Genomic DNA, 13,233 nt, shown 5'->3' on the forward strand with positions numbered 1-13,233 from the left:
TAATTTTTAGTATTATTTACTTATTACTATTTTTAAAATTTTTTTAGCTTAATTAGTCCAAAGGCATCTTACTGAATTCTAGTACATTCTAAATTAAGTGGAGTTTTAGTTTCAATTTTATAACTCCTGTGAACACTTGAAGCTAAATCTAATGTTTTATATGCATCTCCATGACACATTATAACTTTTTCTGGTCTTGGAGAAAGTTTTTTAACATATTCCATTAATTGACGCCTGTTAGAATGACCACTGAATCCTTCAATTGTTTTAATCTCCATTTTGACATTATAAACTTTGGTTTTGCCTTCTTCTTTTAGAGGTATTTCTTTCCAGCCTTTTTGTATTCTTCTACCAAGAGATCCTTCAGACTGATAACCTACAAATATAAGAGTACTTTTTTCATCTTCACTTAACCATTTGAAGTATTCAACAGAATTTCCACCAGTTAACATACCAGAGGTTGAAAGAATAATACATGGTTCTCCTTCAACAATATCCTTTCTTTCATTTACATTTTGAACCTTATGGAAAGCTTCTGAAATAAATGGATTTCTTCCCATATGGAAAATTTGATCCCTAAGATCTTTACTTAAATATTCTGGTCTTGCAGTATGGATAGCTGTAGCTTCCCAAATCATACCATCAATATAAATTGGAACTTCATCTATCATTCCATGACGCATATATTCCTCTAAAACAATCATTAGCTCCTGAGCTCTTCCAACAGCAAAAACTGGGAGTAAAACTTTTCCACCTCGTTTAAGAGTTTTATATATAGTCTTCATCATTTGTTTTTCAGCATTATTCCTTGAAGGTTGAACATCTTCATGTCCGCCATAAGTACTTTCCATAACAACAGTTTCTACTCTAGGGAATCTTGATGTAGCAGGTTCTAAAAGCCTACTTCTTTCATATTTAAAATCTCCAGTATAAACCATATTATGTTGACCATCACCTATATGCATATGAGCCATTGCAGAACCCAATATATGTCCAGCATTATGAAGAGTTAATCTTATATCTGGAGAGATATCAGTTACTTCACCATAATCAAGAGTTATTGTGTGTTTAATACTTTTTTGAACGTGTTTTATATTAAATGGAAGAGGATCATCCTCTCTATGAGCAATATCAATGTGATCAAGCTGCAGTAATGTCATTAAATCTCTAGTTGGAGCAGTACAATAAATAGGGCCTTCATAACCATAATGATAGAGATAAGGTAAAAAACCAGTATGATCCAAATGAGCATGAGAGATTATAACTGCATCAAGATCAGATAAAGAGAATTCAGGAACATTTAAAAATGGATATGCATTTTTTTCGTCACCTGCAACATTAACCCCACAGTCAAGAAGAACACGACTATTTGGAGTTTGAAGTAACATACATGATCGACCTACTTCCCTAAATCCTCCCATAGAAGTTAATCTAGCCCATTCATTCTCATATTTTGAACCTTGATGGATTCTAGCACCAAGATCTTGTAATATCTTTTTTCGCTCTTTACTATTATGTTTAAGAGTATTTCTAACTCTTTCAATAATTTCAGAAGATATTGGAGGAGTTCTCAATATTTTAGGAGCCCAGCCAGTATTTTTAACAACTTCTCTTGATGTTACTCCATATTTCCCAATGACAAGCCCTGGTTTTTTAGCCTCAATTACAACTTCACCAGTTACTTCATCAAATGAGATGTTTGTAATCATTGCTTCTTCTGGGACAATTTCATGTATTTTGTCTATTGTTTTTTCAGGGTCCAAAAGTACGGATTTATCAGACCTAATTATTATTCTTTTTCTTAAGTCTTTAGCTAAATTCCTTATTAGATCCCCATTTTCAGTTATTATTTCTGGGTTTTTTGTATAAATAACAACTTCCGGGCCTTCAAATTCTACTTTAGCAACTTGCACTCGCTCAGGAAGTCTTTGTACGATTGTTTTTTTGATTTCTTCAAGAATCTCTGAAGTCATATAATCACTTTGAAAAATAAGATGTGTAAAAATCTTGATTTAAACAAAAATTATCTAAGAATTCTAAAATATCTTATACAATTAATTTTTAAAACATGTAAAAAGTGTAATGTTCTAAAAAAATTTTACAATATTAAGCATATCATACAGATTTTAACAAATTTTAACATTTTAAATATAATTTAATAAAATTGATTTCGAAAATCCTATTTTAAATATACTATAACAAATTTAAGTATTTTAAATAAGTCCTAAATCTGTAAACTCAAATATATGCAACATTTAGCTATTTGAGAGTTGTAATAAGTTTTAAAATTTATAAAGTGAATTTATAAAATGAATTTATAAAGTGAATTTATAAGTATATTTATAAAATGTATTTATAAAATGTTTAAATTAATAATATGTTTATTGTAAAATATTTTGAAATTAGATATTTTATAAAGTATTTTTGAAAACATTGAATATAATTATAAACCATTATTTTAATAAACCATTATTTTAATCAAATAATATTATTAAAAAATGGAATATAAACATTAAATAATCAAAATATTTTAGGAATTCTTAATTTAGTTTTGTAAAAAATGTATTATAGTGAAAACAGTCTTTAACAAATAATATTCTGTTTGCTCAAGTCTTTCAATATACACATATTTAATAAAATAAGTTTTAATAAATAAAAAATGTAAATTAGCTAATTTAGCTAATTTCTTTTAATTTTGCTTCAATAATATCTTTAGATAACATTTCGAAGCCTTTTTCGCTATCAACAGTAGCTACTAATATACCATTTCCAGAATAAGTATCACGTTCCATAGCTGCCCTAATAGCCCTAATAGCTACATCAACACCCTCTTCAACATTTATACCTTCTTTTACTCTGTCTTCAAGTACACCATAGGAAAAAGTAGATCCAGAACCAGTAGAGATAAATGAATCTTTAATCATACCTCCAGCAGGATCAAGAGAATAAATTGAAGCTCCATTTTCATCCACACCACCAAGTAATGTCTGTACATATAGTGGAGAAGAATGTAAGATATTTGCAGCTAAAGCTGAAGCAGATTCAATACTAATATTTTCACCATTTCTCATTTTATATAATGAAACTTCAGCACTGATAACTTTCATTAAACTTTGTGCATCAGCAACAGAACCTGCAATTGTAGCTGCAATATGATCATCAATTTTAAATATTTTTTCTGCGACTTTATGAGCTACTAAATTTCCCATACTAGCTCTTCTTTCGCTAGCGAAGACAACACCATCGGTACAAGTAATACCCACAGTTGTAGTGCCTTCTAATGTATCTAATGTGTTTTTATTACTCATCTAATAACACCTCGTATGTGATAATAATTTTTATTAAATAACTCTATTTTCGAATTATTTTATGATATGAATAATTAATTTAAAATTATTATTAATATATAAATTATCTTATATAAAATTATACAATTAAATGCAATTTAAAGAGATAATCTAAAAAGATAACCATATTATTTACAGAAAAATCTTTAATTTATTGAAAATTAAATTAGAAATTCCCATAATTTTGCTTTAAATCAAAAAATTGAATAATAGTGGATATTATAAAATTAGCATAATTTTAATTTTTAAATATAAATTTTATCTCAAAATATATTTTTAATTAAATATAATCTTAATTTAGAATTATTTTTATTAAATAATTCTTAATTTTTAATATATAAATATAGAACTAAAATAAACATATTAACATAAGATAATATAAATCAATTCAATATGTTCAGTCTAAGTAATAATAATATATATTTTAACTATATATAACATTTTCTATAATCTCAATTAAATTCTGCAAAAATGGACAAAAGATAATAGAGCATGGCCAGATATTAAAAATATAAGCTATTTATATCTAACATAGAAATATAAGTTACAAAAACAATAAAATAAAAAATATTAAAACTACTTAATTAAAATTTAATCAAAACTACTCTAATTATTATATAACTATTATATGAAATTATGATTTAATATATTTTAATATATATTTTGTAAGTCCACCATAATAAAGTTTACTATTAAATTAATAAATTAAAAAATTTCAATGATTCTTAGAGAAGATTAAAACTAATTTAATATTAAATTAATAAATAAAATAACTTCAATGGATATTAAAGAAGATTAAAACGAATTTAATATTAAATTAATAAATAAAAAAAAGTTTAATAAACCTTAAAGAAGATTTAAATTATAATTTATCTGATAATGAAATAAATCAATTTAATTAATATCTTTTTCTAATTTATCAAATATTATTTCAGCTATTTCAGTTTTAGAACATTTTGGAACTTCAAGAATTTCTTCATCAACAAGAATAACTTGGTTATTATCAGAACCAAATCCACAACTTTCAATACTAACATCATTAGTAACTACTAGATCTGTACCTACTTCTTTCATCTGTTTTTTAGCCAAATTAATCATTTCATCTTTTGAAATATTATAATCTGCTTTAAAACCTACTAAAAAGATATTTGGATTTAATTCCTTTATTTGCCTAATAATTTTTTCAGTTTGCTTAAATTCTAAAGATAGATTAATTGAAGAAGATATTTTAGATTCACTCTTGTTTATTGGAGCAAAATCAGAAACAGCAGCAGTAGCTATAAATATATCATAATCTTTTACTAGTTCTTTTGTTATTTTATTCATTTCTTGACTTGATTCAACATATGTTATATCAAAACAATTTGGCATATCAACATCAATCATTCCAGCGATAATCTTAACATCAAATCCTCTAGAGTAAGCTTCTTTAGCTAATTCTAAACCCATTTTTCCAGAAGATTTATTAGTTATCCCCCTTATTGGGTCAATAGCTTCATAAGTTCCTCCTAAAGAAATCAATATCTTTTTACTTAAATTAGGAGTGTTATCTTCAGCATTTGAATCATTATTATCTTTTTTATTTATCTTCTGTTCATAATTACTTAAACTAATTAGATGTTTGGACTCTAATATTATATCTGTAATCTTTGGAAACTTAGCTTTACCTTCTTCCATTCTAGGACTTACAAATTGTACTTTTTTAGAAGATATCTCAGATTTTATTTTATCAATATTACCAGAAATAGATTTAAGCATAGAATCATGCATAGATGGTACAAATAATATAGGCGTATCATGACCATCAGCTGTTATAAGTAAAGAATTGATTGGATTATCAGATATTTTATATGCAAATTTAGTTATAACATTAGCTGTAGCAGGAGCAACAAGTATTAAGTCAGCTTGAGAATATTTAACATGTTCTATACCACCAGTGATATCTAAAACTACTTCTTCTCCTGTTGCAAATTCCATAGAATTAGGATGGATTATTTTTGTGGCAGCATCACTCATAAATGATTTAACCTCAAAACCTTGTCTTCTTAATTCCCTAGCTAATTTAATTGACTCTGTAGCAGCTATACTTCCAGTTACACATAATATAATTTTCATTTAAACCACTTTAAGATTAAATTATTGATAAAAATTTGATTTTTTAAAAATAAATTTTTTTTAAATATGTTTCTTTAAAAATAAATTTGCTATTTAAAATTTCTTTTTAAATAATAAATTTGTTTTCTAAATTTGTTTTTTAAAAAAATAAAAGTTAAATTCTAAAATATAATTCTAAAAACACTTAAAAAGCATTATATAATTCTAAAAATGCTAAAATATAATAAAAATATTAAACAAGAGATTTTAATAAAAAAAATTTACAATTAAAGAAAATGGAAAAAATCCAAATTTTAATTGATAAATTGTTTTAAAATTTTTAAGTTATTTAAAATTTTTAAGTTATTTTGAAATTGGATAGTATGAACTCGAAATTTTTAAGTTGATTTTGAAAATCATCTTGAGGAGCAGTACATAAAATAACAAAAACTTCATTATTATTTTCTATCCAAATGGCCCTGTGTTGTTTAACTGAACCATTATCATCTTGAGTATATATAGCTTCTAAAGCATTATACGATCCAACAGACGTGTTTCCAATTGCAATTGGAGAATAGCTCGAATTGGAAAATAATTTTGAATATGTCTGGTTAAAGTATGTATCCAAAGAAGAAGGAAGAGTTTTTTTCTCAATATTAACATTTACACTACTAAATCCATTACTAGCATCTTTAGATTTAGGATCAGCAACTGCCATTATTGAATCATTAGATCCAGAATTTGCTACAACCCATGAACCAGGATATTTAATTAATACGCCATTTTTAGCTAAGGTTTTAGGAGTATCTGTCCCATTATCCCCGGAATTATCGCTAGATGATGTGATACAGCCAGATACAAATATAACAGCTATTATAAGTACTATGCCTAAGATATATTTTTTCATTAGTTCACCTATATTATGGTTTAGACATTAATTAGTAGTTCCAGATTCATCATTACCAGAATTTCCACCATCAGAGCTTCCAGGATCAGTATTATCTCCACTATCCTGTCCACCATTGTCATTAGAGTTATCATCCGAATTTCCAGAATCTGAACTATCACTAGAAGAATTAGTGTCAGTAGAAACATCTGTACTAGTACTACTATTAGTATCAGTAGTGCTATTTGTAGCATTAACTAAAAAATTTGGAAATGCTGTATCATCAACCATAACAGAAGCTGTTGGAATAGTTGTTTGAGGACCAGTAAATAATCCAAAACTAATACCAACTAAAAAAGCACCAATTAAACATACAACTGCTAGAATAGCATATTTTCCTTTATTGGAAACTTTAACATTTGTTTTTACATTTTCATTACCTTTTGGCTTTACTACATATTTATTTATAAGATCTTGATCTTCTTTTTTGCTAGCTTCAGCCATACTTCTTTGGGCAGGTCCAGAATTGTGTTTTTTAATAGTTTGCCTTCCCTGCATATTTCTTATTCTATTTGTAGCATCTAAATTAGCTATTCTGTTAGAATATTGGTTAGATAAATATTTGTATTTATCTTCAGAAATATTTCCTGCCTCGTAATCCTTTTTAAGCTCTTGCATAATTTTTAAGAGCTTTTGTTTATCTTGATTAATATTATCCACCCCATAAGGCTTTTTATTCTAAAAAATAAATAATAATTAGATATTTATTATATAAAATTGATTATAAGAATTAATTTTATTATATTCCATAAATATTATAATAATTTTATTATATTTCATAAAATTATAATGAAAGTTATATCATTATACTAAAAGTATTATACTAAAAGTTATAATTATGAAAATTATGTAAAATACTATTATAAAAATTTAGTATTATTTCATAATTTATTATAAAAAGTAGTATATAAAAATTACATTATAAATTATATATATTGTACAAATAATTATATTATTGTATAAATTATATTGATTGTAAAAATATCTTAATGATAGTAATTTATCTTAATTATAATAATCTATCTTAATGATATTATAAAATATTTTATGATGAATATATTTTATAGGATATTTCAAATTATTAATTACTTAGAATATATTATATGTAAACTATTTTATTTATAATTTATCTAAAGTTTATGATTTATCCAAATTTGCCTTAGGATAAGAACCTAATATTTTCATGTAAGAAACTTTTTTTTCGACAGTATTGAGGATATTTGAAATATTTGTCTCATCCCTATGACCTTCAAAATCAACGAAAAATATATATTTACCTAATCCTTCTTTAGAAGGTCTAGATTCGATTTTAGTAAGATTTATATCATATTCAGCAAAAACCCCTAAAATATCATGAAGTCCCCCAGGATTATCATCAAAAAGAGAAAATAAAATCGAAGTTTTATCATTTCCAGTTATTTTAGTCTTATTTTTAGATAATAAAACGAATCTTGTTTTATTATTTTTTATATCTTGAATATTTTTATCAATTGCTTTTAAACCATATAATTCTGCAGCTTTTAATGTTCCTATAGCTCCAACCCCAGATTTACCTTTAATAAATTTAGCTGCTGCTGCAGTACTTAAAGTGAAATGAGTTTTAATCCCATGATTCTCTAAATAATTTTGACATTGCGCTAATGCTTGAGAATGAGAATATACATCTTTGATATCATTAATATCATTATTTATAATAATATGATTATCATTACTATCAATATCCTTATTTTCATTAACATTATCCTCTTTATTACCATCAATATTATAAATATCCCCATCTACAAGAAGATTATGGCTAATTGGAATAATTAATTCTTTTTCAATGTTAAGGTCGACTTTATGAGCCAACAGATCTAATGTTATACCAACTGGTCCTTCAATAGAATTTTCAATAGGAACTATCCCTTTAGAACACTCACCAGTAGTAACAGATCCCATTACAGAAGGAATTGAACAATAAGAAACTAATTCTTCACCTAAGCTAGATGCTGCTTCATGTGTGAAAGTTCCATTTGGACCTAAAAAAGCAATTTTAGGATTTTTTTGATTTTTGTTAAGATGTGGTTTTGAACCTATATTAAAAACTCCTTAAAAGACCTTGTAAAAATATCTTCAAACTTCTTCTATGATTATATATAAAAAAAATTAATTAAATATGTTTCGATAAAATTTTAAAATTAGTAATAAGACTTTAAATTTAAAAAAAGATAAAATTTTAGAATAAAAATAATAAATTAAAATTAAACTCTAATTAATTCGCTGAAGAATAAATAAAATATCTTTAAAAAAAGTGGAAAAAATGAATATAAATATAATATATCTTTATTTTTTGTGAGATATTCCATATCCCTCATAAATTTCACCCATTAAAGGCCATGTTAAAGTTTATTGTTTATTTAATGAGTAAAACCTAGTTTTATCTTCATATATGCTCCAAGAAAAGATTTTTTCATGAAAATAAATAATTCTAAATAATAAAACTAATAATTCTAAATAACAAAACTAATAGTTTTTGGAAAAATTAAATTTTAAAACAAATTGAATATTATTATATAATTAATTATAAGTATTACTTTATTCTAATTATGTATTAGTTGGATGTAAAAGAAAAATGTTAATTTTATATGATTAGGTGAAAAATGACACATACACCAATAGAAGATATTCGTAGAAGAACAAATGATTCAATATTATTAATAATTACTGTAATATTATTAGCATTTGTTGTGGAAATATTAGCATCCTGTTTAGTGGTATTAACTAATGAAAATATTACTATTTTATCTATTTCTAGTTTACCTTTTATTACTCTAGCATTTGTACTTTTTTATAAATTTTTCCTCTCAAATGAAACAATAAAAATTAATTTAAGAGGAATTATAGCTTACGAATTTATAGATAACGAGGCAACTCCAATTGAAATTTATGGGTATTCTTTTAACGAGAGTTTTAATACTGCATTAGAATCTTTATTTCCTAAAAATAAAAAATATATTAAAATATTTAATAATGAAGATTTAAACGAGAACTTTAATACAGGATTAGAATTTTTGTTTCCTAAAAATGAAAAATACATTAAAATATTTAATAATGAAGAAACTATTGAAAAAGATTATAATTACAATCCCGAGATTCTTAATAAAAAAAATATTATCAATTCCATATTAGAATACTTAATAATAGACAAACTAAGTGTACATCTAGATGATTATTATGCTAAAAATGAAATTGATGAAAAAAAGATAAAAACGATCACTATAGAAGAATTTGATAGTGATACTTTAGAAAATAAGATTTTTTCAGAAAATAAAGTTTTAAAGAATATTATTAGGGAAGAGTTTGAAATAAATCTACCTATGAACTCAAAAATAATAAGAAATAAAGATAATTATATAGAAATTAATAATAACATATTTAACATCACTATAATTCCAGATTATCGAGGTTTCAATGAAGATATAAATCCTATTTTGACAGATTATGATAATACAGAAAATCAGTATCCTTTTTATTCAATTGAGGTTAAAATAAGTATAAGTTTAAAAGGACATTTTTTATTCAATGATGATTATGGATGGCTTGATTCATTCTTAGAAGAAATAGAGGAGTTTGTCTCTATTGAAAATTTAAATAAAAAATTAAATCCCGATTTATTAATTTGTCTTTCAAGAATAATGAAATAAAAATATATTACAAAAAAATACAATTTATTCAAAAATTAATTAGTTTTGATTATTCTAAGATTAAATAAAAATTAAAGGGGTGTAAAAACAATATTATTTTATCCTCTAATTGATTTAGGATCATCTTTACGATTATATGTATTAGATGCTCTAATTTTCCCTGTTTTACTATGTATAATAACTTCAGTATTGCCCTGAGTTTTCGCTTGGCGGACAGCATGATCAATAGCACTCTGTTGAGTCTCATGAATTGATGATGATCTTATTGCATGTGCTTTTTTGTTAGACCAACCCCCATTAGGATTTTTAACAACATGAATTTGATTTTTCTTTCCTCCCAAATGAAAGCCTCCTTATATTTGAATGATAATATATTTCTATATTAAATTATTTAAATATATTGACTAAATTAAACTTATGTACCAATTGATATATGATTTTAAAAAGCCTAAAAAAGCTATCTAAATATATTTGAAAATGATTTTGCACCAATTAATTCTTTTTCAATGCAAAAATTAAAGATAAAATTTTAAGATTATAAAAATAAGAAATTAAACGTGAAATATAAGAATAAAATTTTAAAAAATAGAATTAGAATATTAATTATTCTCCTAATTCTAAATCAACAATTAAACCAAGTAAATCAGATTGAGTTACAATACCAACTACGGTATCATCCTCATTTACAATTGGATAACCATTATAACCTGTTTCTAACATATTATTAGCTATATCGGCTACTGTAGATTCAGAAGATAATCTTTCAACATTTGGAGACATTACTTCTTCTACTAATATGTTTTTTATTTGTGCTTGTTTATATTTATCTGGAACATGTTTTCTAAATGAAGTTAAAGCTCTTGCTATATCTTTTGAAGTTAATATTCCTGCAAGTTCATTGTTTTCATTTACTAATAATCTTCCAATATTAGAATCCATTATGACTCTTCTTGCATGAACTAATCTATCTTGAGAAGATACAGAAATTATTTCACTACTCATAATATCAGTAGCTAATATTTTTTCATAAGCTTTTCCTTTACATGTATCAATAAAATCAGATTTAGTAATTATTCCTACTAAATCGCCATCAGAAGTGATAGGAACTGCCCCAATATTTTTTTCAAGAATTAGTTTAGCAGTTTTATCAATATCTTCAGTTTCTTCTAAAGTTATAACATCTTTAACCATTACTGTTGAAACATGGAAATGGGAAGGAGCTAAATTACCATATTTTGAAGAGCCTAATTTTGTAGCTATATCTTTTTCTGCAACTATTCCTACTAACTCTTTCTCATTGTTTTCGTTAACATTAGTAACAGGTAATCTAGATATTTTATTTTTTTTCATTAATCTAAGAGCATCACAAATATTTTGGTCTTTATCAATAGTTACTAACTCTTCGGACATTAAATTTTTTATTTGCATTTTATCACCAAAATAGAACATATGAATTTTTAAGTCATTAATTTTTGATATAATCCATTATAGATTAATCAATAAAAATGTTAATATAATATTTGATTATTTTTTAATCCCTATTATTTTTTAATCGCCTTTAGAATATCACTCTCAGTTATAATTCCTAATAATTCCCCATTTTTAACAACTGGAACTCCACCAATGTCCTTTTCTCTTAATATTTCACATAAATCACCTAACCTAGTTAAAGGTTCTACAGTTGTGACTTTATTTTCCATTATCTCAGAGATTTTAGTTTCTAAAATTCCAAGCCCACTATTTGACTCCATTTTAGCAAATACTTTATTATCTCCTAAGAATTTTAAAACATCATTAGAAGTTATGATACCCTCTAAATACTCTTCTTCACCATGAGCTGCAGTATCTTCCATGGCTTTTGCTAAAATTGGAATCCTTCTTAATTTGTTTCTAACCATTATTTTAGAAGCACTTTCAATTGGTGTTCCTGGTGTAGTTGTAATAACATCAGTACTCATGAAGTCTTCAACTAATTCTTCAGTTAAAACACCAGCCATTGCTAAAGCAAAATCTCTTTCAGTTATAATACCCACTAATTTTTCATTTTCATCTAAAATAGGTAATGCTCCAACATCCTTTTCTAACATTAAGCTAATACAATCATTGATTGAATCTCTGTTTGTCATAGAGATAACATCACGAGTCATAATTTCCCTTACTGACTCATTGATAGCTGCTAAAAAGTTATCATTATACTTTTCTTCAACTATATTAAATTTATCTCCTCCCCCTAAGAAATTTAAAATATCCATAGCAGTTACTATTCCTAAAAGTTTTTGAGAGCCGGGATCTGTAACAGGAATTCTTCTGAATTTGTGTTTTACCATAACTTCAGCGACTTCAATTATTCTAGTAGTTGGGTGGACAGATATGACTTCCTTTTCAGCTAATGTCATTACGTCTCCAACATGTTCTGAAACTCTGGTTTCGTTTTCTATAGATCCACGTTCCATAGATTTTCTTAAGTTTATGGCACTTTTGTCTTTCATTTCTACACCTCGAGAGATATAAATCAAAAATTAGATAACTTAAAATAAAAGTCTAAATTATTAAAAGATTTTTTTAACTTCTTTTTGTTTGTTATCTTGTTTATTATATATCTAGTATTAATCATAAATAATTTTTGTTTAATTTTTCTTATTATAAGTTTCATAAACAATTTTTATTAAAAAGTACAATAATAAGTGATAAATATAAAAATAGTTTAAAAAAAATAGAATATTCCTAAAAATCGTATAATATTGAATATATACTAAATACATAATGAATAAATAATAAATGAATTTTGAATAAATAATAGAGAAATAGTAGATAACTAATGAATATATACTATTAATTTAGTAATCAAGTAAGTTCTATATTAAAAAAAGAAAGTAGGGGAAAGTTTTTTATTAAAAATGTTTATTATAAACATTTCAATTTTTCCCCTTTAAAATGTTTGTTTTTTTTATTTGAGAAATGAAAAAGTTAAGATTTCTCAAAAGAATTAAATTTTTGTGTTTATCTTTGTTTTATTGGTTTGTATACTTTTAGTTTTAGTTTGAATTTTTCTCCTGATTTTAAGTTTAATTTGAATTTTATTTTATTGTTTCCGTATTTATAGCTAAGTTTTTTGTTGTAGACTTTCCATAGTTTGTATTTTAGGTTTTTGATGATTACTTTT

At 24.8% G+C, this 13,233-nt stretch carries 10 protein-coding genes; 1 reads left to right on the top strand and 9 read right to left on the bottom strand.

The window, feature by feature from the left end:
- Window positions 1-68: 68 nt before the first annotated feature.
- The 6 genes from Q0087_RS05405 to Q0087_RS05430 all read right to left on the bottom strand — a co-directional run bounded on the left by Q0087_RS05405 (window position 69) and on the right by Q0087_RS05430 (window position 8,418).
- Complete coding sequence (locus tag Q0087_RS05405) at window positions 69-1,973, bottom strand: beta-CASP ribonuclease aCPSF1 (RefSeq protein WP_297898655.1); 1,905 nt, start codon at window positions 1,971-1,973, stop codon at window positions 69-71.
- Between the two features lie 702 nt (window positions 1,974-2,675).
- Window positions 2,676-3,308 (bottom strand): archaeal proteasome endopeptidase complex subunit beta, encoded by a 633-nt coding sequence (gene psmB, locus Q0087_RS05410; RefSeq protein WP_297898656.1) that lies wholly within the window; start codon window positions 3,306-3,308, stop codon window positions 2,676-2,678.
- Between the two features lie 933 nt (window positions 3,309-4,241).
- Window positions 4,242-5,462, bottom strand: a complete 1,221-nt coding sequence (gene coaBC / locus Q0087_RS05415; protein ID WP_297898657.1) for a bifunctional phosphopantothenoylcysteine decarboxylase/phosphopantothenate--cysteine ligase CoaBC — start codon at window positions 5,460-5,462, stop codon at window positions 4,242-4,244.
- Window positions 5,463-5,799: 337 nt separating this feature from the next.
- Window positions 5,800-6,348: a PsbP-related protein gene (locus Q0087_RS05420; RefSeq protein ID WP_297898658.1), complete on the bottom strand. Its 549-nt coding sequence runs from the start codon at window positions 6,346-6,348 to the stop codon at window positions 5,800-5,802.
- Window positions 6,349-6,375: 27 nt separating this feature from the next.
- Window positions 6,376-7,047, bottom strand: a complete 672-nt coding sequence (locus Q0087_RS05425; RefSeq protein ID WP_297898659.1) for a hypothetical protein — start codon at window positions 7,045-7,047, stop codon at window positions 6,376-6,378.
- A 477-nt stretch (window positions 7,048-7,524) separates the two neighbouring features.
- Window positions 7,525-8,418, bottom strand: a complete 894-nt coding sequence (locus tag Q0087_RS05430; RefSeq protein ID WP_297898668.1) for a prephenate dehydratase domain-containing protein — start codon at window positions 8,416-8,418, stop codon at window positions 7,525-7,527.
- Between the two features lie 608 nt (window positions 8,419-9,026).
- Between Q0087_RS05430 and Q0087_RS05435 the strand changes: the two genes are divergently transcribed.
- Window positions 9,027-10,070, top strand: a complete 1,044-nt coding sequence (locus Q0087_RS05435; protein WP_297898660.1) for a hypothetical protein — start codon at window positions 9,027-9,029, stop codon at window positions 10,068-10,070.
- Window positions 10,071-10,168: 98 nt separating this feature from the next.
- Here Q0087_RS05435 and Q0087_RS05440 read toward each other — a convergent pair whose 3' ends face one another.
- From Q0087_RS05440 to Q0087_RS05450, 3 genes are all read right to left on the bottom strand, one after another.
- Window positions 10,169-10,411, bottom strand: a complete 243-nt coding sequence (locus Q0087_RS05440; RefSeq protein WP_297898661.1) for a DUF2188 domain-containing protein — start codon at window positions 10,409-10,411, stop codon at window positions 10,169-10,171.
- 262 nt (window positions 10,412-10,673) lie between these two features.
- Window positions 10,674-11,498, bottom strand: a complete 825-nt coding sequence (locus Q0087_RS05445; RefSeq protein ID WP_297898662.1) for a CBS domain-containing protein — start codon at window positions 11,496-11,498, stop codon at window positions 10,674-10,676.
- 113 nt (window positions 11,499-11,611) lie between these two features.
- Entirely contained in the window at window positions 11,612-12,559 is a 948-nt protein-coding gene (locus tag Q0087_RS05450) for a CBS domain-containing protein (protein ID WP_297898663.1), read from the bottom strand.
- Between the last annotated feature and the right edge of the window lie 674 nt (window positions 12,560-13,233).

Origin of the sequence: uncultured Methanobrevibacter sp. (assembly GCF_937881195.1) — an archaeon.
Classification (GTDB): Archaea; Methanobacteriota; Methanobacteria; order Methanobacteriales; family Methanobacteriaceae; genus Methanobinarius.

Bases quoted from the DNA above. Each gene is read 5' to 3' on its own strand.
- Q0087_RS05405 (WP_297898655.1), bottom strand. From the start codon at position 1,973: ATGACTTCAGAGATTCTTGAAGAAATCAAAAAAACAATCGTACAAAGA.
- psmB (WP_297898656.1), bottom strand. From the start codon at position 3,308: ATGAGTAATAAAAACACATTAGATACATTAGAAGGCACTACAACTGTG.
- coaBC (WP_297898657.1), bottom strand. From the start codon at position 5,462: ATGAAAATTATATTATGTGTAACTGGAAGTATAGCTGCTACAGAGTCA.
- Q0087_RS05420 (WP_297898658.1), bottom strand. From the start codon at position 6,348: ATGAAAAAATATATCTTAGGCATAGTACTTATAATAGCTGTTATATTT.
- Q0087_RS05435 (WP_297898660.1), top strand. From the start codon at position 9,027: ATGACACATACACCAATAGAAGATATTCGTAGAAGAACAAATGATTCA.
- Q0087_RS05445 (WP_297898662.1), bottom strand. From the start codon at position 11,498: ATGCAAATAAAAAATTTAATGTCCGAAGAGTTAGTAACTATTGATAAA.
- Q0087_RS05450 (WP_297898663.1), bottom strand. From the start codon at position 12,559: ATGAAAGACAAAAGTGCCATAAACTTAAGAAAATCTATGGAACGTGGA.